The 26,570-nt window shown below is 70.4% G+C and carries 28 protein-coding genes; 19 read left to right on the top strand and 9 right to left on the bottom strand.

Annotated elements, in window-relative coordinates; all coding sequences use genetic code 11:
- Positions 1-3: 3 nt before the first annotated feature.
- Entirely contained in the window at positions 4-963 is a 960-nt protein-coding gene (locus AC07TY_RS15770; RefSeq protein WP_488625001.1) for an NAD(P)H-quinone oxidoreductase, read from the bottom strand.
- Between the two features lie 169 nt (positions 964-1,132).
- On the opposite strand from AC07TY_RS15770, the gene dcd reads away from it, so the two are divergent.
- Positions 1,133-1,744, top strand: coding sequence for a dCTP deaminase (gene dcd, locus AC07TY_RS15765; protein ID WP_123505738.1), 612 nt, complete (start codon positions 1,133-1,135; stop codon positions 1,742-1,744).
- On the opposite strand, the gene idi is transcribed toward dcd, so the two are convergent.
- Entirely contained in the window at positions 1,741-2,274 is a 534-nt protein-coding gene (gene idi, locus AC07TY_RS15760; protein WP_233579936.1) for an isopentenyl-diphosphate Delta-isomerase, read from the bottom strand. The two genes, dcd and idi, sit on opposite strands and share 4 nt — an antisense overlap.
- Before the next feature lie 64 nt (positions 2,275-2,338).
- On the opposite strand from idi, the gene AC07TY_RS15755 reads away from it, so the two are divergent.
- From AC07TY_RS15755 to AC07TY_RS15710, 10 genes are all read left to right on the top strand, one after another.
- Positions 2,339-3,433 carry a polyprenyl synthetase family protein gene (locus tag AC07TY_RS15755; protein ID WP_488625000.1) on the top strand — a complete coding sequence of 365 codons (1,095 nt, stop codon included), beginning with the start codon at positions 2,339-2,341 and terminating at the stop codon, positions 3,431-3,433.
- A complete protein-coding gene (locus AC07TY_RS15750) occupies positions 3,430-4,284 on the top strand; it encodes a phytoene/squalene synthase family protein (RefSeq protein ID WP_123505735.1) in 855 nt (284 codons plus the stop codon). Before AC07TY_RS15755 ends, AC07TY_RS15750 begins: the two co-directional genes overlap by 4 nt.
- On the top strand, positions 4,281-5,870 hold the full coding sequence (gene crtI / locus AC07TY_RS15745; RefSeq protein WP_494785939.1) for a phytoene desaturase family protein: 1,590 nt from the start codon (positions 4,281-4,283) through the stop codon (positions 5,868-5,870). Before AC07TY_RS15750 ends, crtI begins: the two co-directional genes overlap by 4 nt.
- Entirely contained in the window at positions 5,870-6,214 is a 345-nt protein-coding gene (locus tag AC07TY_RS15740; protein WP_123505733.1) for a lycopene cyclase domain-containing protein, read from the top strand. Before crtI ends, AC07TY_RS15740 begins: the two co-directional genes overlap by 1 nt.
- Complete coding sequence (locus AC07TY_RS15735; protein ID WP_488624998.1) at positions 6,211-6,531, top strand: lycopene cyclase domain-containing protein; 321 nt, start codon at positions 6,211-6,213, stop codon at positions 6,529-6,531. The genes AC07TY_RS15740 and AC07TY_RS15735 overlap by 4 nt, the downstream gene beginning before the upstream one ends.
- Positions 6,528-7,397, top strand: a complete 870-nt coding sequence (locus AC07TY_RS15730; protein ID WP_488624997.1) for a prenyltransferase — start codon at positions 6,528-6,530, stop codon at positions 7,395-7,397. Before AC07TY_RS15735 ends, AC07TY_RS15730 begins: the two co-directional genes overlap by 4 nt.
- A gap of 94 nt (positions 7,398-7,491) precedes the next feature.
- Positions 7,492-7,758: a hypothetical protein gene (locus AC07TY_RS15725; protein WP_199738232.1), complete on the top strand. Its 267-nt coding sequence runs from the start codon at positions 7,492-7,494 to the stop codon at positions 7,756-7,758.
- Between the two features lie 2 nt (positions 7,759-7,760).
- Entirely contained in the window at positions 7,761-8,228 is a 468-nt protein-coding gene (locus AC07TY_RS15720) for a phage holin family protein (RefSeq protein ID WP_488624996.1), read from the top strand.
- Positions 8,225-8,473: a DUF3618 domain-containing protein gene (locus AC07TY_RS15715; protein WP_488624995.1), complete on the top strand. Its 249-nt coding sequence runs from the start codon at positions 8,225-8,227 to the stop codon at positions 8,471-8,473. The genes AC07TY_RS15720 and AC07TY_RS15715 overlap by 4 nt, the downstream gene beginning before the upstream one ends.
- Before the next feature lie 113 nt (positions 8,474-8,586).
- Entirely contained in the window at positions 8,587-9,729 is a 1,143-nt protein-coding gene (locus AC07TY_RS15710; protein WP_199738231.1) for a YihY/virulence factor BrkB family protein, read from the top strand.
- A gap of 27 nt (positions 9,730-9,756) precedes the next feature.
- Here AC07TY_RS15710 and AC07TY_RS15705 read toward each other — a convergent pair whose 3' ends face one another.
- Positions 9,757-10,521 (bottom strand): VOC family protein, encoded by a 765-nt coding sequence (locus tag AC07TY_RS15705; protein WP_494785938.1) that lies wholly within the window; start codon positions 10,519-10,521, stop codon positions 9,757-9,759.
- 41 nt (positions 10,522-10,562) lie between these two features.
- On the bottom strand, positions 10,563-11,360 hold the full coding sequence (locus AC07TY_RS15700) for an isocitrate lyase/PEP mutase family protein (RefSeq protein ID WP_494785937.1): 798 nt from the start codon (positions 11,358-11,360) through the stop codon (positions 10,563-10,565).
- A 175-nt stretch (positions 11,361-11,535) separates the two neighbouring features.
- Here AC07TY_RS15700 and AC07TY_RS15695 point away from each other — a divergent pair, with 175 nt between their 5' ends.
- Positions 11,536-12,630 (top strand): LacI family DNA-binding transcriptional regulator, encoded by a 1,095-nt coding sequence (locus tag AC07TY_RS15695; RefSeq protein WP_494785936.1) that lies wholly within the window; start codon positions 11,536-11,538, stop codon positions 12,628-12,630.
- Between the two features lie 33 nt (positions 12,631-12,663).
- On the opposite strand, the gene AC07TY_RS15690 is transcribed toward AC07TY_RS15695, so the two are convergent.
- On the bottom strand, positions 12,664-13,953 hold the full coding sequence (locus AC07TY_RS15690; protein ID WP_494785935.1) for a GNAT family N-acetyltransferase: 1,290 nt from the start codon (positions 13,951-13,953) through the stop codon (positions 12,664-12,666).
- A gap of 89 nt (positions 13,954-14,042) precedes the next feature.
- On the opposite strand from AC07TY_RS15690, the gene AC07TY_RS15685 reads away from it, so the two are divergent.
- From AC07TY_RS15685 to AC07TY_RS15655, 7 genes are all read left to right on the top strand, one after another.
- Positions 14,043-14,603 carry a TetR/AcrR family transcriptional regulator gene (locus tag AC07TY_RS15685; protein WP_494785934.1) on the top strand — a complete coding sequence of 187 codons (561 nt, stop codon included), beginning with the start codon at positions 14,043-14,045 and terminating at the stop codon, positions 14,601-14,603.
- A gap of 155 nt (positions 14,604-14,758) precedes the next feature.
- The gene (locus AC07TY_RS15680) at positions 14,759-16,426 is read left to right on the top strand and encodes an ABC transporter substrate-binding protein (protein ID WP_494785933.1); all 1,668 of its coding nucleotides are present in this window, start codon (positions 14,759-14,761) and stop codon (positions 16,424-16,426) included.
- Complete coding sequence (locus AC07TY_RS15675) at positions 16,423-17,403, top strand: ABC transporter permease (RefSeq protein ID WP_488624987.1); 981 nt, start codon at positions 16,423-16,425, stop codon at positions 17,401-17,403. Before AC07TY_RS15680 ends, AC07TY_RS15675 begins: the two co-directional genes overlap by 4 nt.
- A 10-nt stretch (positions 17,404-17,413) precedes the next feature.
- A complete protein-coding gene (locus AC07TY_RS15670) occupies positions 17,414-18,352 on the top strand; it encodes an ABC transporter permease (RefSeq protein WP_494785932.1) in 939 nt (312 codons plus the stop codon).
- Positions 18,349-20,058: an ABC transporter ATP-binding protein gene (locus AC07TY_RS15665; RefSeq protein WP_494785931.1), complete on the top strand. Its 1,710-nt coding sequence runs from the start codon at positions 18,349-18,351 to the stop codon at positions 20,056-20,058. The genes AC07TY_RS15670 and AC07TY_RS15665 overlap by 4 nt, the downstream gene beginning before the upstream one ends.
- A gap of 29 nt (positions 20,059-20,087) precedes the next feature.
- Positions 20,088-21,269, top strand: a complete 1,182-nt coding sequence (locus AC07TY_RS15660) for a glycoside hydrolase family 1 protein (RefSeq protein WP_488624985.1) — start codon at positions 20,088-20,090, stop codon at positions 21,267-21,269.
- A 120-nt stretch (positions 21,270-21,389) separates the two neighbouring features.
- Entirely contained in the window at positions 21,390-22,244 is an 855-nt protein-coding gene (locus AC07TY_RS15655) for a DsbA family protein (RefSeq protein WP_494785930.1), read from the top strand.
- A gap of 6 nt (positions 22,245-22,250) precedes the next feature.
- Here the strand turns inward: AC07TY_RS15655 and AC07TY_RS15650 are convergent, their stop codons facing one another.
- Genes AC07TY_RS15650 through AC07TY_RS15635 form a run of 4 tightly spaced genes read right to left on the bottom strand, consistent with a single transcriptional unit; the run spans position 22,251 to position 26,558 of the window.
- Positions 22,251-23,633 (bottom strand): MFS transporter, encoded by a 1,383-nt coding sequence (locus tag AC07TY_RS15650; RefSeq protein ID WP_488624983.1) that lies wholly within the window; start codon positions 23,631-23,633, stop codon positions 22,251-22,253.
- 47 nt (positions 23,634-23,680) lie between these two features.
- Positions 23,681-24,676, bottom strand: coding sequence for a DUF8320 family protein (locus AC07TY_RS15645; RefSeq protein ID WP_494785929.1), 996 nt, complete (start codon positions 24,674-24,676; stop codon positions 23,681-23,683).
- Positions 24,673-25,878, bottom strand: coding sequence for a sensor histidine kinase (locus tag AC07TY_RS15640; RefSeq protein WP_494785928.1), 1,206 nt, complete (start codon positions 25,876-25,878; stop codon positions 24,673-24,675). Before AC07TY_RS15640 ends, AC07TY_RS15645 begins: the two co-directional genes overlap by 4 nt.
- Positions 25,875-26,558: a response regulator transcription factor gene (locus AC07TY_RS15635; protein ID WP_123505932.1), complete on the bottom strand. Its 684-nt coding sequence runs from the start codon at positions 26,556-26,558 to the stop codon at positions 25,875-25,877. The genes AC07TY_RS15640 and AC07TY_RS15635 overlap by 4 nt, the downstream gene beginning before the upstream one ends.
- Positions 26,559-26,570: the final 12 nt, after the last annotated feature.

Genomic DNA, 26,570 nt, shown 5'->3' with positions numbered 1-26,570 from the left:
GCGTCAGACGCGCAGCAGCAGCTTGCCGACGTGGCCGCCCTCCTCCATCCTCCGATGGGCGAGGGCGGCTTCGTCGAGTGAGAACACCGTGTCGATGATCGGACGCACGACGCCCTGCTCGACCATGGGCCAGACGTGCTCGCGCAGGCCGCGGATCACCTCGGCCTTCTCGGCGATGGGGCGCGACCGCAGAGTGGTGCCCCAGACGCGACCGCGCTTGGCCATGAGCGCGCCGAGCTGGAACGTCGACGCGGCGTTGCTCTGATTGGCGATGACCATGATCCGGCCGCCGGTGCGGAGAGCTGCGATGTTGCGCTCGAGGTAGTCGCCGCCCACCAGGTCGAGGACGACGTCGGCGCCGCCGAGTTCCTGCGCCTTCTCGACGAAGTCGGCCTCGTGGTAGTCGACGGCGGTCGCACCGAGCGACTCGCAGAAGGCGACCTTCGCCGCCGAGCCCGCCGTCGCCAGCACCTGGGAGCCCAGCGCCGTGGCGATCTGAATCGCCATCGTGCCGATGCCGCTCGAGCCGCCGTGCACGAGCAGCGTCTCGCCAGGCTGGAGCTGCGCGCTCTGGAACACGTTCGACCAGACCGTCGCCGCGGCCTCCGGGAGGCCGGCCGCCTCAACGAGGTCGACCCCGTCGGGCACCGGCAGCACGAGGCGCGCGTCGACGGCGACCCGCTCGGCGTATCCGCCGCCGGCAAGGAGCGCGCAGACGCGGTCGCCACGGGCGAAGGCGGTGTCGCCGGGGTCGGCGACGGTGCCCGACACCTCGAGGCCGGGCCACTCCGGCGCGCCGGGCGGCGGCGGGTAGTGGCCCTGGCGCTGGTTGACATCGGCGCGGTTGACGCCGGCCGCGACCACGTCGAGGACGACCTCGCCGGGGCCCGCGGTCGGGTCGGGTGCCTCGCCGGGCGTGAGGACGTCGGGGTCGCCGGGCTCGGAGATCAAGATCGCTCGCATGGGATGATCCTGCCCCGTGCTCGCCGTCGAGAACTCAGGTTCGGTGCGCGGCGCCGCCGGCGGGGCACGTGCCAAGCCCCGCCCGGCCCGCACCGCCCCTGAGCTGCCAACGGCCGCCCGGCCCGCACCGCCCCTGAGTTGCCGACCGCCGCCCCGCTAGGCTGGCCGGGTGCTGCTCTCCGACCGCGACATCAAGGCCGAACTCGACCTCGGGCGCATCGGGCTCGACCCGTACGACCCGAGCCTGATCCAGCCGTCGAGCATCGACGTGCGGCTCGACCGCTTCTTCCGGCTGTTCGACAACCACAAGTACCCGTTCATCGACCCGGCCGAAGACCAGCCGGAGCTGACGCACCTCGTCGAGGTCGACCCCGACGAGCCGTTCATCCTGCACCCGGGCGAGTTCGTGCTCGGCTCGACGTACGAGCTGGTGACCCTGCCCGACGACATCGCGGCGCGCCTCGAGGGCAAGTCGTCGCTCGGCCGCCTCGGCCTCCTGACCCACTCGACCGCCGGCTTCGTCGACCCGGGGTTCTCGGGCCACGTCACCCTCGAGCTCTCGAACGTCGCCACCCTGCCGATCAAGCTGTGGCCGGGCATGAAGATCGGGCAGATCTGCTATTTCCGGCTGTCCTCGCCGGCCGAGAACCCCTACGGCTCGTCGATCTACGGCTCGCGCTACCAGGGACAGCGGGGCCCCACGGCGTCGCGGTCCTTCCAGAACTTCGTCCGCACCGACACGGGTGCGGCACCGTCAGCGGCGAAGGACGCACAGGCTTAGGCCGAGTGCGGCCACTGCTCCAGCTGCCACCCCAGCCACGGCGACCACGCGAACGGCGCGGCCTCGACGGAGGCCTGCAGGTCGGCGGGCGAGATCCACGCCCACTCGGCGACCTCGTCGGGCGACGGCGCCGGGACCCCGACGGCCACGGCGGTGAACACCGGGCAGATCTCGTGCTCCACGACGCCCGAGGCGTCCACGGCGCGGTAGCGGAAGTCGGGCAGGATGGCCTCGACCTCGGCGACCTCCATCCCGAGCTCCTGGCTTGCGCGGCGGCGGACCGCCTCGGCAGGCGTCTCGCCGGGCGCGGGGTGGCCGCAGAAGGAGTTGGTCCAGACGCCCGGCCAGGTCGCCTTCGTCAGCGCACGACGGGTGACGAGGATGTCCCCCGTCTCCGGGTTCGTCACGTGGCAGCTAAAAGCCAGGTGAAGAGGGGTTTCCGTCGTGTGGACGAGGGATTTGGGGTACGTGCCGACGGAGTTTCCGGCCTCGTCGACCAATACCACCAGCTCATCGAGGTCGTGTGCCACGGAGGCCGTGGTCGGCTGAGGAAGTGCCTCGGATTCGGGTCTCATTGCGCTGTAGTCTGCCCTAATGGAAGGTGATCACGCGCTCGCAGAGCTGCAAGCGGTGGGCGGGGGTCGCGCCTCCGACACTACCGAGCGGGTCGACGAGGTTCTCGCCGGGTTCTTCCAGGGCGCAAAGCGCCGGGCCGCCCGACTCGGGCCCCGCTACGTCGACCTCTGGAACGTGCTCGAGCGCAACTCGGCCGGCGGCAAGCGGTTCCGCCCGCGCATGGTCGTCGCCGCCTACGAGGGCCTCGGCGGCACGGACGCCGACGCGTGCGCCTCGGTGGGCGCGGCGTTCGAGCTGCTCCACACGGCGCTCATCGTGCACGACGACGTCATCGACCGCGACTTCTCGCGCCGCGGGATCCCCAACGTCTCCGGCAGCTACCGCGACACGGCGACGACCGCCGGCATCAGCACGCCCGCGGCCGAGCACCGCGGAATGTCGGTCGGCGTGATCGCCGGCGACCTCGCCCTCACCGGAGCGTCGCGTCTCATGCTCGAGGTCTCCTGCTCCGCCGGGGTCCGCGCGCAGCTGCTCGACGTGCTCGACGAGGCCGTCTTCGCCAGCGCCGGCGGCGAGCTGCTCGACGTCGAGCTCAGCCTCTCGCCCGAGGTCCCGTCGGTCGACGAGGTGCTCGAGATGGAGCGCGCGAAGACCGCCGTCTACTCCTTCGAGGCTCCCCTCATGGCGGGCGCTCTGCTCGCCGGCGCGGCACCCGACGTGGTCGTCGCCCTGCAGTCGTTCGGTCGCGAGATCGGCATCGCCTACCAGATCGTCGACGACCTCCTCGGCGTCTACGGCGTCGAGACGGAGACCGGCAAGACCACGCTCGGCGACCTCCGCGAGGGCAAGCGAACCGTCCTGATCGCGCACGCGGCGACGACCGACGACTGGTTCGCGATCCGGCCCTTCATCGGCAAGTCCGACCTGACCCTCGACGAGGCCGAGCACGTCCGGGCGCGGCTGGAGTCGTGCGGGGCCAAGGCCGCCGCCGAGCGCCTCGTCGACGAGCACGCCCGCCGAGCGCTGGCGATCCTCGACTCCGAGCTGATCACCGCCGACCTCCGATCGGTTCTCCACCCCGTCGTCGACACGGTTCTCGAGCGGACCCGATGACCCGTCTCGCCCTCTACGACCGGGTCGCCCACGAGGCCTCGGCCGACGTCATCCGCCGCTACTCGACCTCGTTCGGGCTCGCCTCGCGGCTCCTCGGCGCCGACGTCCGCGCCCACGTCGAGAACATCTACGCCCTCGTGCGGGTCGCCGACGAGATCGTCGACGGCCCCGCGGCCGAGGCGGGGGCCGACCCGGCCGAGTGCGAGCGCATCCTCGACGAGTTCGAGCGCGAGACCGAGCAGGCCATCGCCATCGGATTCAGCGCCAACCTCGTGGTCCACGCTTTCGCGGCCACCGCCCGAGAGACCGGCTTCGCGCAGGAACTCACCGCCCCGTTCTTCGCCTCCATGCGACGTGACCTCCACGCCGCCGAGCACGACCAGGCGTCGTTCGACCTGTACGTCTACGGGTCTGCCGAGGTCGTCGGCCTCATGTGCCTCCGGGCGTTCCTCCAGGGCCGCACCTACGACGCCCGCACCCTCGTGAAGCTCGAGAACGGGGCGCGCGCTCTGGGCGCGGCGTTCCAGAAGGTGAACTTCTTGCGCGACCTCAGCGACGACTTCGAGACACTGGGCCGCAGCTACTTCCCGGGGGTCGACCCGGCGAGCTTCAGCGACAGCGAGCGCGACCGACTCGTCGCCGACATCGACGCGGACCTCGCGGTGGCACGCGAGTGCCTCGAGTTCCTGCCGTCGTCATCCCGGCGTGCGGTCGCGCTGGCGCTGGGCCTCTTCGCCGAGCTGAACCGCCGCCTGGCCGTGACGCCGGCGGTCGAGCTGATGCGCACCCGGATCCGCGTGCCGAACCCCGTGAAGCTGCGCATCGCGGCGCGAGCGGCGGCCGGACTGTGAGCGGCAAGACGGCCGTCGTCATCGGCGGCGGCATCTCGGGTCTCGCCTCGGCCGGGCTGCTGGCGCGCGAGGGGTACGCGGTGACCGTGCTCGAGAAGGCGGGCGCGGTGGGCGGCCGGGCGTCGACGTGGGAGTCCGACGGGTTCCGCTTCGACATGGGGCCGAGCTGGTATCTGATGCCGGAGGTGTTCGACCACTTCTTCCGGCTGATGGGCACGACGGCCGAGGCCGAGCTCGACCTGGTGCCGCTCGACCCCGGCTACCGGGTGTACTTCGAAGACGGCGAGCCGATCGACATCCCGCAGGGGCTGGCCGAGAACCTCGAGCTGTTCGACCGTCTCGAGCCGGGCGCCGGAGAGCGGATGCGCCGGTACCTCGCTTCGTCCCGCGAGACGTACGACATCGCGAAGGAGCGCTTCCTCTACACGAGCTTCGGCAGCCTGCTGCCGCTGCTGCGCCGCGACGTCCTGACCCGCCTGCCGAAGCTCGCGCGCCTGCTGCTGCAGAACCTCGACTCGCTGGTCGGGAAGACGGTGAAGGAGCCGCGGCTGCGGCAGATCCTCGGGTATCCGGCGGTGTTCCTGGGCTCGTCGCCGTACGAGACGCCGAGCATGTACCACCTCATGTCGACGCTCGACCTCGACGACGGCGTGCAGTACCCGATGGGCGGCATCGCGGCGGTCATCGCGAGCATCGAGAAGCTGGCCCGCGAGGCCGGTGTGACCATCGTGACGGAAGCCGAGGTCACCCGGATCCGCACCACGGCCGGCCGGCGTCCGCGAGCCACCGGCGTCGACTGGGTCGACTCGTCTGGCACCGCGCGATCCACCTTCGCCGACGTCGTCGTCTCGGCGGCCGACCTGCACCACACCGAGACGGCGCTGCTGCCGAGCGAGCTGCAGACGTACGGCGAGAGCTACTGGGCCGACCGCAACCCCGGCCCGAGCGCCCTTCTGATGTACCTCGGCGTCGAGGGCGAGCTGCCCGAGCTCGAGCACCACACGCTGTTCTTCTCGAGCGACTGGCACGACAACTTCGGCCGCATCTTCCACGAGCCGAAGAGCATCCCGGCGCCGCCCTCGCTCTACGTCTGCAAGCCGTCGATCGTCGACCCGGCCACGGCGCCCACGGGACAGACGAACCTCTTCGTGCTCGTGCCGCTGCCGGCTCAGCCGGAGCTCGGGCGCGGCGGCGTCGGGCTCGATGCCGCCGGGGGCACCTCTGTCGTCGACAACTCAGGCTCGGTGCAGCTCGAGCGCCTCGGCGACGCTGTCATCGAGCAGATCGGCGCCTGGGCTGGCGCACCGGACCTGAGTTCTCGAATCGTCCTCCGTCGCACCCGCGGCCCGCAGGACTTCGTCGACGACTACAACTCGTGGTCGGGCAGCATGCTCGGCCCGGCGCACACGCTCCGGCAGAGCGCGATGTTCCGCGCGGGCAACGCCTCGAAGCGGGTCCGCGGCCTGCACTACGTCGGCGGATCGGTGCGGCCCGGGATCGGGCTGCCGATGTGCCTCATCAGCGCCGAGGTGCTCCTCAAGAACCTCCGGGGCGACACCTCGACCGAGCCGCTTCCGGAGCCCTGATGGGCGTGCTCTACCTCGTCGGCCTCCTCGTCGCCCTGACGGGAATGGTCGTGCTCGACCGTCGCTTCGGCCTGTTCTTCTGGCGCGACGCCCGCCGGGCCGCCGTGGTGCTCCCGGTCGGCATCGCGTTCTTCCTGGTCTGGGACCTCCTCGGGATCCGGAGCGGCATCTTCTTCCGCGGCGAGACGTCGTTCATGACGGGCCTCCAGATCGCACGGGAGCTCCCGGTGGAGGAGGTCTTCTTCCTCGCGCTGCTCTGCTACCTGACGATGAACCTCGCCGCCGGCATGCCGCTCGTGCTGTCGGCAACTCAGGGTCGACGCACGCGGGGGCGGCGCTCGTGAGCTACTGGGCGCTCAACGCGTTCTTCCTCGGCGCCGTCGCCCTGGCGGGGATCGCGGCCGCGATGACGCTCCGAGCGCGTCGGGCTCGCGTGCACGGCTCCTGCGTTGTCAGCGCGGCGCTCACTGTCGGCGTGCTCCTCGTGATGACCGCCGTCTTCGACAACGTCATGATCGGCATCGGCCTCGTCGGCTACGACTCCGCGAAGATCAGCGGTGTGTTCGTCGGCATCGCACCTCTGGAAGACTTCGCGTACGCCGTCGCGGCGCTCGTCCTGCTGCCGTCGCTGTGGGTGCTGCTCGAGAGGAGGCCGAGGTGAAGGCGCTCTTCCCCGTGTCGCGCCCGCTGAGCTGGGTGAACACGGCGTTCCCCTTCGCGGCCGCGTACATCCTCACCGGGCTCGGCTCGGACGGCGTGAACTGGATCATCGCGATCGTCGGCATCGCCTACTTCCTCGGGCCCTACAACCTGGCGATGTACGGCATCAACGACGTCTTCGACTACGAGAGCGACCTCCGCAACCCGCGCAAGGGCGGCGTCGAGGGCGCGATGGTCGACCGCAGCTTCCACGCCACGATCCTGCGGGCCGTGGTCGTGACGAATGTGCCCTTCTTGGTTTTCCTCGTGCTGGTCGGGCATCCGCCGAGCTGGGCGGTGCTGGCGGTCAGCGTCTTCGCCGTCATCGCCTACTCGTTGAAGGGGCTTCGGTTCAAAGAGCGGCCCTTCCTCGACTCGATCACGAGCAGCACGCACTTCACGAGTCCCGCTGTCTACGGACTCGTGCTCGCCGGCGCCACGTTCACCCCGCAGCTCTGGGCGCTGCTCGGCGCCTTCTTCCTCTGGGGGATGGCGAGCCACGCGTTCGGCGCGGTCCAGGACGTCGTCGCCGACCGCGAGGGCGACATCGCCTCGATCGCCACCGTCATGGGCGCGGCCTGGACCGTCCGATTCGCGTTCGCCGCGTACGCGCTCGCCGGCGTGCTGATGCTGTTCACCGCGTGGCCCGGCCCGCTGGGGGCTCTGCTGGTGGTGCCGTACCTCGTGGCGGTCGCACCGTTCTGGAGCGTGGCCGACGCCGAGGCCGAGTCGGCCAACCGCGGGTGGCGCCGGTTCCTGGCCATCAACTTCGCGTGCGGATTCCTCACCACGATGCTGCTGATCTGGTGGGTGGCTCTGGGCCGCTGATCGTCGTTTTCCGACAGTCGCCCATCGATTTGGCCGGGAACGGCTCCGCAGTGCCAGCCTTAAGGTCTGTTCATCTCAACCCAAGGAGAATCGCATGAGAGGCAAGATCCTGTTCGTCGCCGGACTCGCAACCGGATACGTCGTGGGTGCCCGCGCGGGTCGCCAGTCGTACGAGAAGATCAAGCGCCGTGCCGACCAGGTCTGGCACGACCCGTCGGTTCAGCGTGGCGTCACCAAGGCCGAGGACTTCGTTGCCGAGAAGGCGCCGATCGTCGGCAAGAAGGTGCAGGAGGCTGCGTCCGACGCCGCCCACGCCGCTACGGAGAAGGTCAAGTCGGCCACCTCGAAAGACACTCCCTGACCGTGGGTCTCTTCGACGTCTTCGACACGAAGCCCGAAGCGGGCGAGCGCAAGTCGCTCGGCAGCATGCTGGCTTCGCTCCCCGATCTCATCTCGCGGCTGATCCGGGGTGAGATCGCTCTCGCGCGTGCTGAGCTGATCGCCAAGCTCAAGGTCGCCGGTCGCGGGATCGGCCTGCTGGTCGGCGCCGCCGTGTTCGGCTTCATCCTGCTCGAGGTGCTGATCGCCGCGGCGATCCTGGGCACCGCGACGGTGTTCCCAGCCTGGCTCGCGGCGCTTCTCGTAGCGGCGGCTCTGCTCGTCATCACGGCCGCGCTGGCCTTCGTCGGCTACCGCTCGCTCAAACGGGGCGTTCCGCCGGTGCCGACCGAGACGATCAAGAACGTCCGGAGCGACGTGCACGCCCTCAAGGGCGACGCCGCGAAGGAGTCGGCCGCGAAGTCAGAAGCGGCGGAAGGCGACGCGAGATGAGCGAGCGCGACGACCCGAAGAAGCCTGCCGACGGGCTCGCCGACGAGGTCGCGAAGACCCGTGACGAGTTCGCGGCCACGCTCGACGCGATCGAAGACCGCCTGAACCCGAAGACCCAGCTGCGCCGAGCCCGGTCGCGCGTGAGCAACGACCCTAAGGTCCTTGCCGCCGCGGCCGTCGGCGCTGCCGGGCTGGCGGCGGCAGTCACCGGCGTCGCACGTCTCGTGTCGCGCGCTCGCCGCTGATCCCTCCCCGGCGCGGACCCCTCATCTGGCGCTCAGCCACGCGAGACCTGCCCACGCGAGACCCCGCCCACACGAGACCCACCCACGCGAGACGTTGACCCCCGGAGGACCCCGTGGCCCGAACTGCTGCTGCACCTGCCCGCGAGACCGGCGACGACGTCCGTGACGAGGGCCCCGATTCGCCGCTCGACCTGACCAAGCGCACCTGGATCTACACGCTCAAGAAGACCCTGCGCGAGTTCTCGAGCGACAGCTGCACGGATCTCGCCGCGTCGCTCACCTACTTCGCGGTCCAGGCTCTCTTCCCGGCCCTCCTGGCGATCGTGTCGATCCTCGGCCTGTTCGGCCAGGCGGACCAGACGACCAAGCAGGTCCTCGCCCTGCTCGGCCAGCTCGGCGCCTCCGACCAGATCATCCAGACGATCAGCGGCCCGGTCGAGGCGCTCTCGAAGTCACCCGCCGCCGGCATCACCTTCGTCGTCGGCGTGGTGGGCGCCATCTGGTCGGCCTCCGGCTACGTCGGAGCCTTCGGCCGCGCCATGAACCGGATCTACGACCGCCAGGAGGGGCGCCCGATCTGGAAGCTCCGCCCGACCAACCTCCTCGTCACGATCATCGCTGTCGTATTGATCGTGATGGCCGGGTTGATCCTCGTGCTGAGCGGTGACATCGCCCGCACGATCGGCGACTTCGTCGGCCTCGGCGACGCCGCAGTGACCGTCTGGCTCATCGTCAAGTGGCCCGTGCTCGCCATCATCATCGTCGTCGTGGTCGCGGTGCTGTACTACTTCTCGCCGAACGTGAAGCAGCCGAAGTTCCGCTGGATGAGCATGGGCGCGCTGCTCGCGATCGGCATCTGGCTGATCGCTTCGATCGGCTTCGCGTTCTACGTCGCGAACTTCTCGAACTACAACAAGACGTACGGCGCTCTCGGCGGCGTCATCGTCTTCCTGCTCTGGCTGTGGATCACGAACAACGCCCTGCTCTTCGGCGCCGAGTTCGACGCCGAGGCCGAGCGCGGCCGCGAGCTCCAGGCGGGCATCAAAGCCGAGGAGGACATCCAGCTGCCCCTCCGCGACGACCGCCAGATCGAGAAGAAGGCGCTCAAGCACGAGAAGGACGTCCAAGAGGCGATCGAGGTCCGCGAGGCGGCAGAGCAGCAGCAGGAACTCGAGACGGCCGAGAAGGAGCGCGAGCGCGCCGGCTCCGAGTCCACGCCCAAGAACCCCGTCGACAACCCCGCCGACTTCGTCTGATCTTCTGGCAGGGGCTGGTCCCGCAGATCAGGTGATGATCTTGATGAGCGCGCCGGTCGGGTCGGCGAGCATGCCCATGCGGCCGTACGGCGTGTCTTCGGGCGCGTCGACGACGCGGCCGCCGAGCTCGACGGCGTCGGCCATCGTCGCGTCGGCGTCGGCGACGTTGATGTAGACGAACCACTTCGCCGGAGCGCCCGGCTCCCAGTACAGCTTCGCGTCCATGACGCCGGCGTACGGCTGCTCGTCGACCATCAGCTGCGAGTACCGGAACTCGGGGGTATCGGCCATCGAGTTCGTCTGCCAGCCGAAGGCCTGCTGGTAGAAGGTCAGCGAGTCGTCGTAGTCGACGGTGTGCAGCTCGAACCAGGCGGGTGCGCCGGGTTCGGCGAGCACCTGGAACCCGCCGTTGGTGCCGCGCTGCCAGGCGGCGATCGCCGCGCGGCCGGTGTCCTCGGCGACGACCATCGAGCCGAGGTCGCCCACCGGGTGTGGTCCCACGTGCACGACGCCGCTCGCACCCGTGATGGCCTCCGCAGTCGTCTCGGCGTCGTCGGTCTCGAGGTAGACGAGCCAGGCGTCATCGACGGCGTCGGGATCGCGATTGCCGATGAGCCCGCCGATCTGGCGGCCGCCGAGGCTGATCGTGACGTAGCCGCCGAACTCGGGCGGGGTGTCGCCCATCGTCCAGCCGAACAGTCCCGAGTAGAAGGCGCGGGCCCCGGCGACGTCGCGCGTCGAGAGGTCCATCCAGAGAGGTGCTCCTGTGGGGAAGCCGGAGGGTGCGGGCATGGGATGGTGCTCCGTTCGCGAGGTGGACAGAAGCGGGAGGGTCAGAACGAGAATCCGAGCTCGGCGGGATACTCGCCGCGTGCCGTGAGAGTGGCCGCCGCGTCGCGGAGGTGCGAGAGCGTGAGGCCCATGGCGCGCGGCCCGAAGCTCACGCGTGATACCCCGAGCTCGGCGAGCTTCGCGAGCGGCACGCTGTCGGCACCCGAGATGACGCTGACCTTGCCGTGGATCTGCGAGAGCGCGTCGGCCACCATCTGCTCGGTCGTGAGGCCGAGCACGAACGCGACGTCGGCGCCGGCGTCGAGGTAGGCGTTGGCGCGGGTGACCGCGTCGTCCCAGAGCGACGGGTCGCCGGCGAGAGCGTCGACGCGAGCGTTGATGACGATGGGCACACCCGCGCGGTCGCCGGCGGCGCGGGCCGCGGCGATCTTCGAGACCTGGGTGTCGATGTCGTACAGCTCGGCCTTGTCGCGACCGACGCTGTCCTCGATGTTGAGGCCGGCCGCGCCCGCTTCGATGAGCCGCCAGACGTTGTCGCGCGTTCCTGCGGCATCCGTGGCGTAGGCCTTCTCGAAGTCGACCGAGACGGGCAGGTCGACCGAGCGGATGATCAGCTGGGCCGCCGCCAGGGCCTCGTCGACGTCGAGCCCCTCGCCGTCTTCGACGCCGTGCGCCTCGCTGATCGAGTGGCTCGCGGTGGCCAGCGCCTTGACCCCGGGAGCGGACGCGACGATGCGCGCCGTGATGCTGTCCCAGACGTTGGTGACGATCAGGGGATCGCCGGGAACGTGCAGGGAACGGAGCAATTCGGCCTTCTCGGCCGTGGACTGGATCGACATGGGTCAAGCAAATCAGCCCCGGCGGATCGCCGCCAGCGTTCTCCACACCCCGCGCCGGGTTATCCACAGCTCGGCTCGGCTACGCACGGGCCGGTCAGAGGGCGACGCCTAGACTTGCCGACACCGCCGGCCGACATCGGCCGCGCGGAACGGCCCACGGATCACGGGAGGCGAGTTGGCCAAGGCACCCACCGTCTACGACGTGGCCGATCACGCCGGCGTCTCGATCGCGACGGTCTCGCGCGTCCTTCGCCGCCCCGACGAGGTGCGGCCCGAGACGCGGGCCCGCGTGCTGGAGTCGGTGCGAGACCTCGGCTACGTGCCGAGCGGCTCGGCGAGGGGCCTCGCCGGTCGCCGCACCGGAGTGCTGGGGCTGTTCCTGCCCGGGTACGACGGCATCGACGTCTCGGTGGCCGACACCGTCGACGGGCCCTCCGGCGTGCCGCTCATCGACGACCGCGAGCCGATGGCCGCCCCGCCGTCGACGAGCCTCTACTTCGACGAGGTGCTTCGCGGCGCCGAGGTCGAGGCGTGGCGCCACGGCTTCGCCCTGATGGTCGCCGCGGGACGCGGTCAGAGCCGCGACGTCATGGTCAACGACATCGCTGGCCGGGTCGACGGCTTGGCCGTGCTCTCGCAGACGGTTCCCTCCGATCTCGTCGCGCACGTGTCTCGACGGATCCCCGTCGTCGTCGTCGCCGACACCGACCCCGGCGACGACCTCGATCACGTCGGGGTCGACAACGCCGGCGGAATGCGCGCCCTGGCCCACCACCTGGTCGACGGCCACGGCGTCACGTCCGTCGTGTACGTCGCCGGTCCCAGCGACTCGCCCGATGAGGCCGGCCGCCGCGAGGGCCTCGACCAGGGGCTGGCCGACGGTGCGTTCGACCCGGCCGGGCTGCGGGTCGTCCCAGGAACCTTCGGGCGCGAGCGCGGCCGCGCCGTCGCCGAGCAGCTCCTCGCTGAGAGCGCCCTCCCGAGCGCGATCGTGTGCGCCAACGACCAGTCGGCTCTCGGTGTGCTCGACGTGCTCGCGGCGCGCGGGGTCGATGTGCCCGGGCGCGTGCTCGTCACCGGATTCGACGGCATCGACGCCGGTCGGTTCTCGACGCCGCGCCTCACGACCGTCCGGCAGCCGATGGCGGAGCTTGGCCGCGTCGCCGTCCGCGCCATCGTCGACCGTCTCGCCGACAGCACGCTTCCGGCGCGTCGACTGACGCTGCCGGTGCAGATCCTGCTCCGCGAGAGCTGCCCGCCGGCGCCCTAGGGTCGAATGCCGGGCGCCGCGACCAGCCGTCCGCTAGAAGTCCGTGACCCCGTACACCGGCCGGTCGGCGGCGAACATCTGCGTCGCCAGACGGATTGCGCCTCGGGTGTGCTCGACCACGAGACCGGCCTCGCCGAGCACCGACACCGGAACGCCGCCGAGGTAGAGCGTGGCGAGGGTCGCGGCGTCGAGCTCGAGCGACGCGGGCGCGGAGTCGGCGATGCGCGTCGCGTGTCCGACGCCGTCGACGACCTCGAGGCGGAAGGTGCCCTCGGCGTGCCCGAGCTTGTCGTGCACGCGCAGGGTGATCTCGCCGTCGCGGGCGTAGGGCCGGGCTGAGAGGGCCTTCTGCACGTCGAGCACGCGGAGCCAGACGTGGTCGCTCTCGCGCTCGGTCTGAAGCGAGCGGCTCGCGGTGAGGGCGTGCAGCAGCGGTGTCTCGACGGGGGCCTTCGACCAGCGGATCCGCTGCACGAGATCGACCGAGCCGAGGAAGTCCCACAGCCCGAGGAAGGCGTCCGCCGTCGCACTCACGAGATCCGCGATCTCGAGCACCGACGCTCCCGCCTCCTCCCGCATCGAGTAGAGCACGTACCCGTCGGCCTCGCCGGAGTCGGGCACGTGGATGGCGGCGCGCAGCTCGTCATCGGGCTTGGCGGTGCCGTAGGTGAGGCCGTTGTAGAGGTTCGAGTACTGGCCCTGCCGGTCGACCGAGCCGGGCGTGGTCTCGTGGAAGCGGGCGAAGACGCGCGGTGCGATGGCGGCGAGCGAGGTGGGGCTGGCCATCTCGACGCGGCCGGTGGGCTGTGCGAGCAGGGTGACGGGAACGTCGCGCTCGAGCACGACGGTGCGCTTGCGGGTCGCCGGGCCGTAGCCGAAGCGGCGGTAGATGGTCGACTCGCTGGCCGTCAGCGCGGCCAGGGCGTGCCCCGACGCGGCGGCGGCGGCGAGGCGCTCGGTCATCAGGCTGCGGAGCATGCCGCGGCGACGGTGGGTCGGGCGCACGGTGACGTCTGACACCAGGTACGCGTCGACGAGGCGGCCGCCGCCGACATTGATCGTCTTGGTGTAGCCGGTGAAGGTGCCGACCGGCCAGGTCTCGTCGAGGCCGCCGGCGACCGGGCGCCTCGGGTACACGCCCGTGAAGACGCGGCCGTCGTCGATCGAGCCGATGGCCGACTCGCGCACGGCGTCGGCGTCGGCCTTCTCGTGGAACCCGATGCGGGTCGCTCCGAGCCAGGCGGCCGTCGCCTCGTCGGGCTTGCCGTCGACGAGGGCGGGCGAGAACGTGCGGACGACGTAGTCGTCATCGAAGGAGGCCATGCCTCCAGAGTAGGGGAGCGTCGCTGACCGGTCCCGGCGGGGCCCGAGCCGGTCGCCGCGCAGTCAAACGGATCGTCTATCCTCTTTTCATGCCCCGTCCGACGCGCGCCGACGCGCACCGCAACCGCGTGCGGCTGCTCGCCGCGGCCCGCACCCGGCACCGGGCCGACGGCCGCGTGCCCGGCCTCAACGAGCTCGCGCGCGACGTCGGCGTGGGCGTCGGAACGGTGTACCGGCACTTCCCGACCCAGCGGGCGCTGGAGGAGGGGCTGGCGGTGGAGCCCTTGCTGCGCCTGGTGGCCGTCGTGCGCGACGCCGCGGCGGTGGGCGACCCCGGCGAGGCGTTCGAGCGCGCCGTCCGCGGGTCCGTCGCTCTCCAGGTGCGCGAGGTCGGGCTCGGCGAGGTGGTGACGGCTCAGGATGCCGTCGACCCGGACGTGGTCGCGGCGAAGGCGGAGCTGCGGAGCCTCGGCCGCGCGGTGCTGGAGGCTGCGCAGAAGGCGGAGGCGGTCCGGCCCGACGTCGAGCCGGCCGACGTCGAGCGGCTCGCCCGAGGGGTCGAGGTCGCCGTGCGCCTCGCGCCCGAGCGGGGCCGTGCGGCGGTGCTCGACGCGTACCTGGACGTGCTCCTGGCGGGGCTCAGGGCGTAGAGCGCGAGAGGACCCCGAGTTCCTGCGCTGCGATCGAGGCTTGTCTCCGAGCTATGTATGCGCTTACACTGACCATGGTCACGCCGCATCGACGCGGCACGCGCCCGGGCGGAAGCCTGCGGGGCGGATCGACAGCACAGAAAGACGTGGCAACGATGCACACGACACCTCGCACGAGAACTCGCAGAGCGGCTGCGGCCCTGAGCTCCCTGCTCGCGGCCGCCCTCGTCCTCACGGGCTGCAGCATCGACATCAAGAGCGCGCCCGATCCGTCCCTCGGCGCCGACACGATGCTGATCGCGGCCGACAACGGCAGCCCCTCGCTGCAGCGGGTCTTCAACCCGTACCTGCCGAACACGCGCGTAGCGAGCTGGTACATGTTCGAGCCCCTCGTGATCCTCAACGACCTCAACGGCGACGAGGAGCCGTGGCTCGCGTCGAAGACCGAGATCCCGGACCCGCAGACGGTCGTCTTCACGATCCGCCAGGGCGTCAAGTGGTCTGACGGAAAGGCGTTCGGCCCCGACGACGTCAAGTTCACGTTCGACATGCTGAAGAAGTTCCCGAGCCTCGACCTCAAGGGCGCGTGGCAGTACATGAAGAGCGTCGAGGTGAAGGGCGACACCGTCGTCGTGCACCTCAAGGGCGACGACGTGCCCGCAGCCCAGATCATCGAGCAGACGCAGATCGTGCCCGAGCACATCTGGTCGAAGGTGAAAGACCCCTCGACCTTCACGAACCCCGACCCGGTCGGCACCGGCCCGTACAACCTCGGCAACTTCACGCCGCAGGAGTACGCGATGGACAAGAACCCGCTCTACTGGCAGGCCGACAAGGTGAAGGTGCAGCACCTCGTGCTCCCCGCGTCGAACACGCAGCTCGACGTCGTCACCAAGGGCTACGACTGGGCGTTCTCGTTCATCAGCGACGTCAAGGGCACCTGGAACGCGGCGAACCCGTCGAACACGTACTGGTTCCCGCCGGGAGGCACGATCAGCCTGTTCCCGAACCTCACCGAGGCGCCGTTCAACGACCTCGACTTCCGCAAGGGGCTCAGCTACGCGCTCGACCGCAAGGCCGTCGGCGACGCCGCAGCCGAGGGCTACATGCAGCAGGCCGGCCAGACCGGCATGCTGCTGCCCAACCAGGAAGACCTGCTCGACCCGGCCATTCCCGACAAGGGCCTCATCGCGCAGAGCGACTCGCAGGCGAAGTCGTACTTCGCCAAGGCGGGCTACACGATGAAAGACGGCAAGCTCGTCGACACGACGGGCAAGGCGCTGACCATCACCATCACGACGGCCAACGGCTACTCCGACTGGCTGCGCGCAGTCCAGGCCATCACCAAGCAGTGGGCCGCCGTCGGCATCACCGTCAAGGTCGCCCAGCCGCAGCCCGCGGCCTACCAGCTCGCTCTCCGCAACGGCGACTTCCAGCTCGCGATGGGCTCTGTCGGCGGTACCGGGTCGGTGTACCAGGACTTCGCCAACAACCTCTCGAGCGAGTTCTACACGCCCATCGGCAAGCAGGCGGCGAACAACTTCGGCCGCTACAGGAGCGCCGAGGTCGACGCCATCCTGAACGAGTTCACGACGACGACCGACGAGCAGAAGCAGAAGCAGCTCGGCTACCGGCTGCAGCAGATCTACTACGACGAGCTGCCCTCGATCGGCCTCTACTACGGCGGCTCATGGGGCCTCTTCTCGACGCAGAAGTTCACCGGGTGGCCGAGTGCCGACGATCCGTACACGAGCCCGAAGACCTACGTCTCGACAGCCCTGCTGATCCTGACCCACCTGAAGAAATCGGAGGCCGCGAAGTGACATACGCACTCCGCAAGGTCGGCCTGCTGATCCTGACCCTCTGGGCCGCCATCACGCTGAACTTCTTCCTGCCGCGGCTCATGCCCGGCTCGCCCACCGACGCCGCGATCGCGAAGCTCTCGCAGAACGGCCCGGTCACGGCCGCCACGCGCAAGGCCATCGAGATCCAGCTCGGCGTGCCCGACGGCAACCTGCTGTCGCAGTACGGCCAGTACCTCAAGCAGGTCCTGACGCTGGACTTCGGCGTGAGCTACACGTTCTATCCGCAGCCCGTCGCCGACCTCGTCGGCCAGGCGCTGCCGTACACCCTGATTCTGGTGGGGCTCGTCACGATCGTGGCATTCGTGCTCGGCACCCTGCTCGGCGTGCTGGCGGCCTGGAAGCGCGGCACCTGGCTCGACGCGCTGCCGACCCTCGGCGGATCGTTCGCGAGCGCCTTCCCGTACTTCTGGACGGCGCTCCTCCTGCTGTTCTTCCTCGGCTACGTGTTCAAGATCTTCCCGACGTCGGGCGCCTACGGCGTCACCAACGTGCCCGGCTTCTCGGGGGCGTTCATCGGGTCGGCCCTGAACCACGCGGTGCTTCCGGCGGTGACGATCCTGATCACCTCGCTCGGCGGCTGGATCCTCGGCATGCGCAACACCATGATCTCGACGCTCGGCGACGACTACGTCACCTTCGCCGAGGCGAACGGTCTCAAGCCGCACACCGTGGCCATCCGGTACGCGGCGCGCAACGCGATCCTCCCGAACCTCACCAGCTTCGGCCTGGCGCTCGGCGGCGTGGTGGGCGGCTCCGTGCTGGTCGAGACGGTGTTCGGCTACCCCGGCATCGGCTACCTGCTGCTCAAGGCCGTCACCAACCAGGACTACCCGCTCATGCAGGCGCTCTTCCTGATGATCACCGTCAGCGTGCTCCTCGCCAACTTCATCGTCGACATCCTGTACGGCGTCCTCGACCCGCGAACGAGAAAGTGAGGGCCGAACGATGACGACGACCCCTATCACCGCAGGAACTCCGGCACCCCCGCCCGACACCTCCGTCGCCGCGGCCGCCTCCCCCTTCCAGGTCCTCGCCCGCGTGGCGGCCACCGTCTGGTCGAACACCAAGGCGCGCATCGGCGTGGTGATCCTCCTCCTCTTCGTGCTGGCGGCGATCTTCGCGCCCCTGCTCGCTCCGTACGATCCCTCGTCGACCGAGTTCGCTCGCAGTCAGGACGCCTCCGCCGGGCACTGGCTGGGCACGACGGCCGCCGGCGAGGACGTCCTGAGCCAGCTCATCCAGGGCGCGCGCATCAGCGTGTTCGTCGGCTTCGTGGCGGGCCTCCTCTCCACGCTGGTCGCCGTGCTCATCGGCCTCAGCTGGGGCTACGTCCGCGGCTGGGTGGGCGACGTGATCAACTTCGTGGTGAACCTCTTCCTCGTCGTGCCGGGCCTGCCGCTGATGATCGTGATCGCGGCGTACCTGCAGAACGGCGGCATCGGGATGATCATCCTGGTGGTCGTGATCACCGGCTGGGCCTGGGGTGCGCGAGTGCTGCGCAGCCAGACGCAGTCGCTCCGCGGGCGCGACTTCGTGACCGCCGCGGTGTTCAGCGGCGAACGGCCGGCTCGGATCGTCTTCCGCGAGATCCTGCCGAACATGACCTCGCTGATCGTGGGCAACTTCTTCGGAGCGGCCACGAGCGCGATCCTCGCCGAGGCGGGCCTGGAGTTCCTCGGGCTCGGCGACCCGTCGACGGTCAGCTGGGGCACGATGCTCTTCTGGGCTCAGAACTCCAACGCGCTGCTCACCGGCCAGTGGGCGCTGCTCTTCGCGCCGGGTCTCTGCATCGCCCTGCTCGCGACGAGCCTCACCCTCATCAACTTCGGCGTCGACGGTCTCAGCAACCCGAGACTCCGCGAACGACGGAAGGTCCGCAAATGAGCTCCGACGACATCCTCCTGACGGTAGAAGACCTCAGCGTCGTCTACGAGCCCGACGGGGCCGAGCCGACCTTCGCGGTCGAGAACGTCTCGTTCGAGCTCCGCCGCGGCGAGTTCGTCGGGCTGGTCGGCGAGTCGGGTTCGGGCAAGTCGACCCTCGGCTTCGCCCTGACCCGCCTCTCCAAGCCGCCGGCCCGCATCAGCCACGGCAAGATCCTGTTCGACGGCACCGACATCGCCTCGATCGACGCGGAGCACCTGCGCGAGCAGCGCCAGGGCGGCTTCGCCATGGTGCTGCAGTCGGGCATGAACGCGCTCAACCCGGTTCGCACCATCCGCAACCACTTCTTCGACGTCTTCACGGCGCACGGCCACGTGTCGCGCGAGCGTCGCGAGGAGCGGGCGCGCGAGCTGATCGGCAAGGTCGAGCTGCCGGCCGCGACCCTCGACCGCTTTCCGGGCGAGCTGTCGGGCGGCATGCGCCAACGCGTCTCGATCGCGCTCGCGCTGTCGCTCGAGCCGCAGCTGATGGTGTTCGACGAGCCGACGACGGCGCTCGACGTGCTCGTGCAGCACGCCGTGATGAACACGATCCGCGACCTGCAGGCCAGCGAGGGCTTCACCGCAGTGCTGATCAGCCACGACCTCGGAATCGTGCTCGAGGCGACGGAACGCGTGCTGGTCATGCACGAAGGCGTCATCGTCGAGGACGGCCCGTCGTCCGAGATCCTGAACGCGCCGACCGCCGACTACACCCGGATGCTGCTGAGCCACTACGCCGACCCGCGCGCCGAGGTCGTCTCGCTGCCCGGCTTCGAGGACCGCGCGATCCGACGCCAGGCCGGGGCCTCCCGGAGCGCCGTGGCCTCGCCCGAGCACGCGCCGACCGTCGTCACCCGCTCGATCAGCACGGCGCAGGAGTCGATCGTCGTCGAGCACGTCTCGAAGACCTACCCGCCGCCCCGACGCGGCGAGCAGCCGGTCCGCGCCGTCCGCGACGTGTCGTTCACGCTCGAGCCCGGGCAGTCCCTCGCTCTCGTCGGTCAGTCCGGCTCGGGCAAGTCGACGATCGCGAAGATGATCACCGGTGTCGAGAAGCCGAGCGAGGGGTCGATCCGCTTCGGCGGCCTCGACGTCGCGAAGCTCCGGCGCGGCCAGCTCCGCGACCTGCACCGCAACGTGCAGATGGTCTTCCAAGACCCGTACGCCGCGCTCAACCCGCTGCACACCGTCGAGTACACGCTGACCCGGCCCGTGGTGAACTTCACCGGGCTGAAGGGCCGCGACGCCCGTCAGCGAGTGCTCGAGCTGCTCGAGACGGTCGGCCTCGCGCCGGTCGAGCAGTTCGCCGCCAAGCTGCCGCACGAGCTGTCCGGCGGACAGCGCCAGCGCGTCGTCATCGCCCGGGCGCTCGCCTGCGACCCGCAGGTGATCATCGCCGACGAGCCGGTGTCGATGCTCGACGTGTCGCTCCGAGCCGGCGTGCTCGCGCTGCTCGAGGACCTGAGGGAGAAGTGGGGCGTGAGCCTGCTCTACATCACGCACGACCTGCTCTCGGCGCGGCTCATCACCGACAACATCATGGTGCTGCACGACGGCGCCGTGGTCGAGCGCGGCGAGACGGCCGAGGTGCTGCAGCGGCCGACCGACGACTACACCGTCGCGCTGCTCGACGCCGTGCCGAACCCGCAGCGCACGCGCCGCTGACCTCCGACACTCCACCGAAAGGAGCCACCGTGCTCACCTTCCCCGACGGCTTCCTCTGGGGTGCGGCCACCGCCGCCCACCAGATCGAGGGCAACAACGTGAACAGCAACTGGTGGGTGCACGAGCACACTCCGGGTACGAGCATCGTCGAGCCCTCGGGCGACGCGGCCGACAGCTACCACCGCTTCCGCGACGACATCGAGACGCTGGCCGGTCTCGGCCTCAACAGCTACCGGTTCAGCATCGAGTGGTCTCGCATCGAGCCCGAGCGCGGCTACGTCTCGCGCGCCGAGCTCGACCACTACCGCCGCATGGTCGACGCCTGCCACGAGTTCGGCGTCGAGCCGATCGTCACGCTCATGCACTTCACGGTGCCGCGCTGGTTCGAGCGCGACGGCTTCTGGCGCGCGTCCGACGCCGCCGACCTCTTTGCCCGCTACACGGAGGCGGCCCTCCCGGTCGTCGCAGAGGGCGTCCGCTACGTCTGCACGATCAACGAGCCGAACATCGCCGCCATGCTCGCGGGCGGCGAAGACGCCTCGAACCTCGTGGCCTACGGCCTGCCGAACCCCGATCTCCAGGTCGCCGACGCCCTCCTCGCCTCGCACGACCGGTCGCGCGAGGTGCTCTCGCAGGTCGCCGGGCTCCGAACGGGCTGGACCGTCGCCACCCAGGCGTTCAAGGCCGTCGACGAGCCGGGCGCCGCCGAGAAGCTCCGCGAGTACGGCCACCCGCGCGACGACTGGTACCTCGAGGCCGCGCGCGGCAACGACTTCGTCGGCGTCCAGGCCTACACGCAGACCTTCATCGGGCCGGAGGGCCCGCGCCCTGTCGCCGACGGGCTCGAGACCACCCTCACCGGCTGGGAGTTCTACCCGCCGGCCGCCGCCGAGGGCATCCGCAGTGCGTGGGAGCTCAGCGGCCACGTACCGGTCATGGTCACCGAGAACGGCATCGCGACCGCCGACGACACCCGCCGCATCGCCTACACGCAGGGCGCGCTCGAGCACATCCACGCCACCATCGACGAGGGTGTCGACGTGCTCGGCTACCAGCACTGGAGCGCCCTCGACAACTACGAGTGGGCCTCCGGCTTCCGCCCCACGTTCGGCCTCATCGCGTGGGACAAGCAGACGTTCGAGCGGACCCCCAAGCCGAGTGCGCGCTGGTACGGCTCGGTGGCGAAGGCCAACGGCCTGACGGCGGCCTAGACCGCGGGCGCAGGAACTGCCGGCGAGGCCCACCCCCGTCAGGAAGTTCCTGCGCCCTGGACTATGGATGTGAAATATCGTATGATGGCCGACGACTTGTCCCGATCGTCAGGAGTCCGCATGCCCGCCCCCGAAACGAAGAACGACCGCCGCCGCGCCGCCCGAGAACGCGCGAGGCAGGCCATGGCGGCCCAGAGGCGCAGCGCCGCCCGCCGCGCTCTCGCCATCCGGTCGGGCATCGTCGCCGGCGTGATCGCCGTGCTGGCCGTCGTCGCTCTGGTGGTCGTCTCTGGCATCACGCCGCCGGGCCCGGGCCCCCGCAACCTCGCCGGCGACGGCGTCCGCATCGGCGAGGGCTTCGTGGCGGAGCGCAGCGTGGCCCTGCAGCCGGGTGCCGAGGCCACCCCGCCCGCGGCTCACGACGCCGACGCCGTCACGATCCGCGTCTACATCGACTACCTCTGCCCCAACTGCGGTGCATTCGAGGCCGAGAACGGCGACTACATCGAGGGCCTGGTGAAGTCGGGCGCCGCGGTGGTCGAGTACCACCCGAACGCGATCCTCGATCGCCTCAGCCAGGGGTCGAAGTACTCGACACGGGCGACGGCCGCCGCCCTGTGCGCAGCCGATCTGGCCCCCGACTCGTTCTTCGCCGTGAACGCGAAGCTGCTCGCCGACCAGCCCGCCGAGAACACCGCCGGCCTGACGAACGAGCAGCTGGTCTCCCAGATCTCCGGCACGCGAGGCCTGAAGAATCCCGCCGCCGTCGCGGAGTGCGTGCGAGACCAGCGGTTCGCCCCCACGGTCGCCGCCGTCACGAAGCGGGTCGCCGACAACGCCACGGCGGGGAGCGACGTCGCCGAGTTCCGCGGTACGCCCACGGTGATCATCGACGGCCGACAGTGGGAGGCCGGGGCTCAGACCTTCAGAGCCGCCGTCGCCTCGGCGACCGCCACCCGCACGGCCGCCGAGTAGCCCTCGTCAGTCGATCGCCTTCTGCCTCGGGTTGACCCGCACCATCATCGCCAGACCCACGGCCAGCACGATCGCGATGCCGATGGCGCCGAAGCGGGTGTTGCCCGAGATCGCCACGAACACGGTGAACAGGAGCGGCGCGAGGAAGCTCACGGCGCGGCCGGTCGTCGCGTAGAGGCCGAAGATCTCGCCCTCGCGGCCGGGAGGCGTGACCCGCGCGAGGAAGGAGCGGCTCGACGACTGGGCCGGACCGACGAACAGCGACAGGAACAGCCCGCACGCCCAGAAGCCCGCCTTGGCGTCGCCGACGAACAGGATCGCGACGGCCGCGATGACGAGACCGGCGAGGCACACCACGATGATGAGCTTCGGCCCGAGACGGTCGTCGTAGCGGCCGGCCAGGAAGGCGCCGGTGCCGGCGACCAGGTTGGCCGCCACGGCGAAGTAGAGCACCTCGCTCTGCGTGAAGCCGAACACCTGCGAGGCGATGATCGCGCCGAATGTGAAGACCGCCGCGATTCCGTCGCGGTAGACGGCGGACGCTCCGAGGAAGAGCAGCACCTGCGGGTTCTTGCGGTACAGCTGGGCGATCGTGCGGCCGATCCGCTTGTACGAGGCGAGGAAGCTCAGTCGCGCCGTCGTCGGCCCGGTCGCGGGGATCTCGGGGACGTTCACGAACAGCGGGATCGCCAGGAGTGCGAACCACAGGGCCGACGCGACGATCGCGAACCGGACGTTGAGCACCCCGCCGGCGATCGAGGAGTCGAGGCCGAGAACGCCGGCGTGTCCGTCGACGCCGAAGCTCTGGATGAAGAGCACGAGCAGGATCACGAGCAGGACGATTCCGCCGAAGTACCCGGCTCCCCAGCCCCAGCTCGAGACTCGGCCGACGTTCTTCGGAGTCGAGACCTGCACGAGCATCGCGTTGTAGTTCACGTTCGCGAACTCCATCACTACGCTGCCGAGGGCCAGGAGCATCGCGCCGATGATCAGGTACGACTGCCCCGGCGCCACGAAGAACATGCCGAGCATCGCCGCGATGACGATGCCGGTGTTGATGCCGAGCCAGAGCTTCCGCTTGCCGGTGCCGTCGGAGCGCTGGCCGAGCAGCGGCGCGAGCAGGGCGATCAGGAGGCCCGCGATCGTGAGGGCGGTCGAGACGACCGAGGCGTTGTGGGCCTTCGCGGCCACGAGCGCGGCGTTGGTCATGTCGTCTCCGGCGGCCGCGACGACGGCGGGCGCGACGAACGAGTTCGACGCCAGGTAGGTCGAGAACACGAAGGTGACGACGATGGTGTTGAAGCCGGCGGAGCCGCAGTCCCAGAGCGCCCACGAGACGATCCGGCGACGGGGGATGGGAGTCGTGTCGGCCAGCGTCGCCTCGGTCATGACTGGACGCTACCGCGAACCTGTGAACGGAGGGTAGCGCCGTCCCGTCAGGAGCTCGGCGGAATCGAGACCCGGGTGGTGTCGTCGCCGTCGGTGGCGAGCACCGTCGCCACGGCGTCGCGCCCGTCGGGCAGGAGCCGAGCGACCACGCGCCCACTCTCGGCGGCGTCGAGCTGGGCGACGAGCGCCGTCTCGATCCGCTCGCGCACCTCGATCGGCACGTCGGCGCCGGCACGGTCGTCGAGCAGCGACACGTCGACCCCGCGGGCTCGGGCTCGGCTCGCCGCGTCGGTGACCGGCGCCGTCGCGAGGTTGCTGGCTCGGAGCTGGTCCCGGAGTCCCGCCTCGGCGAGGGTGAACGCGCGGCGGTCGTCCTCGGTGATGAGCTCGGCCGTCAGGATCCGCTGGAGCGCCGGCGTCGCGAGCGAGCGCAACTGGTCGAGGCGCGTGTTCTGCTCCTCGAGCGCGGCGGCGGCGGCCGCTTCCGAGCGCAGGCGCGTGAGCTCCGACCGCTGGAGGGTGCGGATCGACGCGCGCGTCCGGCCGAGCAGGATCGAGAACAGCCAGACGACGAGCACCAGCGCTGCCGACCGGATCACGAAGCCGACTCCCGCGGCGACACCCCGACCGACCACGGCGCTCCAGAGGACCGTCATCCCGGCCATGATCGCGAACCCCGACCACGCCCAGCCGGCGCGGCCGCGCAGCGTCAGCAGGAACATCACGAACGAGACCGCGCCCCACATCCAGGTCGCCCACCCCGGCCAGCCGCGGTCGGGGAGGTTCCACACGTTGAGCGAGGCGAGGGTGGTCAGCGCGACCACGCAGACGGTGAGCCGGAGCGGGTACGGCTCCTCGTGAGGCAGCGTGACCAGGTAGCCGGCGACCAGGACGGCCCCGAGAGCGCCCAGGGCGAGAAGTGGCACCCGGTCCTGGGGGAGCCCGTAGACGGTCACGGCCGTGTGCACTGCCGCGAAGAGCACGAAGAGCGCGGTCGTGCCGCGGCCGGTCAGCCGGAGGAAGGACGGCGTCGACGTCGTCACGCGACCTCCTCGGGCGACCAGGCGAGTGTCACGCGCGTTCCCAGTCCGCGGCCCGACTCGATGTCGGCGTGGCCGCCCGGCAGCGTCGCCATCCGGTTCAGGATGCTGACGCGCACGCCGAGCCGCTCGGGCGGGATCCGACGGCTGTTGAACCCGCGGCCGTCGTCGCGCACCACGATGGCGAGCCCCCCATGGAGCGACGCGACTCGGACGAGCCGGGTGACGTCGCCCCCGGCGTCGCCGGCCGCCGCGTGGAGCAGCGAGTTGCGGACGGCCTCGCTCGTCGCCTCGATGAGAGCCTGGGCGATGTCGGCAGGAACTCGCACGGCCGCCCCGAGCTCCCCGTCGAACGCGATCCCGGCCCCCTGCGACGACACCGTCGAGCGGAGGCGTCCGACGAACTCCTCCCCCGACAGCACCTGGTGCGGCGGCAGCGCCTCCTCGTTCAGGGTCCTCAGCGTGCTCGCCGCGAGCTCCCGCAGCGCCGGCGTCGGCACCGCGGCGGCCCGCGACGCGATCAGCAGCGCTGACAGCACGTGGTCGTGCACCAGGGCATCGATGCGGATCCGCTGCTGCACGCGCGCCGATGCCTCGGCCTCGTGCGATGTCTTGACCCGAGCGGCCTCGGCTGCGGCGTCGAGGCGGGCCGCACTCGACCGGGTGACCAGCGTGAGCGCGACGAAGGCGCAGTCGAACAGGAAGTTGTAGGCGAGGTCCAGAGCCGACAGCGTCAGGCCCACCTCGGGCGCCGTGAGGTAGCGGATGACGCCTGACGTGATCGAGGTCGCGAGCACGTAGGCGGCGATGACCGGTCGACGCGCGCCGATTGCCATCGCCACGGCGGGTACCGTCATCAGGTCGTTCGTCCAGGGCGAGTCGCTCCCGGGCAGAGACTTCTGCGTCATCACGAGCGGGAACGCGAGCATCACGCCCCAGAAGGTCAGCGCGTGGGCCAGGGCCACCCGCCGGAGTGCAGTCAGCGAGGCCCAGGGGGCGAGCGCCAGCAGCAGGAACGGACCGGCCGCCGCCACGCAGTACAGAACGAGTCCTGCGACGCCGCCCATCGCCCCGAACTGCGCCATCGCCTTGCTGAAGCCGACGGCGAGGTAGACGATGCCGCCGATCCCGATCGAGACGTAGAGGATCCGCAGCACCCGGCGCTCGGCGTCGCCGCTCGCCTCGACGCTCTGCGTCTCGGTCATCGTCGCGGTCGGTCCTCGTCGATCAGGCCGTCCTCCGCCGCGCGACGGTGCAGGTCGACCTTCGTGTGGGCGGGGCGCCCGGCGTTGGCGTACTTGGCCCGGATGCGCGAGACGTAGTTGGCGACCGTCGACTTCGACAGGTTGGTCAGGTAGGCGACCGACTGCGCCTTCTCGCCGGACGCGTAGAGAGCGAGGATCTCGCGCTCGCGGGCGCTGAGGCCCGCATCGGCCAGGCCTTCGTCGCCGTCGATGGCGGCAGCCCAGTCGAGGCCCGGGACGGTCTCGCCGCTCGCTGCCGAGCGGATCGCGTCGACGAGCTCGTCGACCGGCTGCGACTTGCGGACGATGCCGAGCGCGCCCGCCTTCGCCGCATCGCGGATCGCCTGTGGATCTTCGGCTGCGGTGAGGATCAGCACGTCGACGCCCGCAGACAGCAGCGAGCGGATGTTGTCGGTGGCGCTGGAGCCGTCGCCGAGACGCAGGTCGAGGACGACGAGGTCGACGGGGTTCTTCGCCAGGTCGAGTTCACGGACGGTCGCGGCGACGGTGGTCACGTCGATGTCGGGGTACTGGCGGAGGAGCTCGGCGAAGCCGACGGCGACGATCTCGTGGTCTTCCACGAGGGCGACTCGCAGGACGGTCAACGCCGCGGTCTCGGGGCCTGGGGTCGGGTCGGGCATCGCGTCTTCCAC

This window comes from Frondihabitans sp. GW821-FHT04F02 (assembly GCF_059420045.1).
Note: the sequence above shows the minus strand (reverse complement) of the source record. Positions and strands in the feature narration are given on the sequence as shown.

Bases quoted from the DNA above. Each gene is read 5' to 3' on its own strand.
- AC07TY_RS15715 (WP_488624995.1), top strand. From the start codon at position 8,225: ATGAGCGAGCGCGACGACCCGAAGAAGCCTGCCGACGGGCTCGCCGAC.
- AC07TY_RS15670 (WP_494785932.1), top strand. From the start codon at position 17,414: ATGACGACGACCCCTATCACCGCAGGAACTCCGGCACCCCCGCCCGAC.
- AC07TY_RS15755 (WP_488625000.1), top strand. From the start codon at position 2,339: ATGGAAGGTGATCACGCGCTCGCAGAGCTGCAAGCGGTGGGCGGGGGT.
- AC07TY_RS15640 (WP_494785928.1), bottom strand. From the start codon at position 25,878: ATGACCGAGACGCAGAGCGTCGAGGCGAGCGGCGACGCCGAGCGCCGG.
- AC07TY_RS15725 (WP_199738232.1), top strand. From the start codon at position 7,492: ATGAGAGGCAAGATCCTGTTCGTCGCCGGACTCGCAACCGGATACGTC.
- AC07TY_RS15685 (WP_494785934.1), top strand. From the start codon at position 14,043: ATGCCCCGTCCGACGCGCGCCGACGCGCACCGCAACCGCGTGCGGCTG.
- AC07TY_RS15650 (WP_488624983.1), bottom strand. From the start codon at position 23,633: ATGACCGAGGCGACGCTGGCCGACACGACTCCCATCCCCCGTCGCCGG.
- AC07TY_RS15665 (WP_494785931.1), top strand. From the start codon at position 18,349: ATGAGCTCCGACGACATCCTCCTGACGGTAGAAGACCTCAGCGTCGTC.
- AC07TY_RS15705 (WP_494785938.1), bottom strand. From the start codon at position 10,521: ATGCCCGCACCCTCCGGCTTCCCCACAGGAGCACCTCTCTGGATGGAC.
- AC07TY_RS15680 (WP_494785933.1), top strand. From the start codon at position 14,759: ATGCACACGACACCTCGCACGAGAACTCGCAGAGCGGCTGCGGCCCTG.
- AC07TY_RS15700 (WP_494785937.1), bottom strand. From the start codon at position 11,360: ATGTCGATCCAGTCCACGGCCGAGAAGGCCGAATTGCTCCGTTCCCTG.
- AC07TY_RS15770 (WP_488625001.1), bottom strand. From the start codon at position 963: ATGCGAGCGATCTTGATCTCCGAGCCCGGCGACCCCGACGTCCTCACG.
- AC07TY_RS15750 (WP_123505735.1), top strand. From the start codon at position 3,430: ATGACCCGTCTCGCCCTCTACGACCGGGTCGCCCACGAGGCCTCGGCC.
- AC07TY_RS15740 (WP_123505733.1), top strand. From the start codon at position 5,870: ATGGGCGTGCTCTACCTCGTCGGCCTCCTCGTCGCCCTGACGGGAATG.
- AC07TY_RS15655 (WP_494785930.1), top strand. From the start codon at position 21,390: ATGCCCGCCCCCGAAACGAAGAACGACCGCCGCCGCGCCGCCCGAGAA.
- AC07TY_RS15690 (WP_494785935.1), bottom strand. From the start codon at position 13,953: ATGGCCTCCTTCGATGACGACTACGTCGTCCGCACGTTCTCGCCCGCC.
- AC07TY_RS15635 (WP_123505932.1), bottom strand. From the start codon at position 26,558: ATGCCCGACCCGACCCCAGGCCCCGAGACCGCGGCGTTGACCGTCCTG.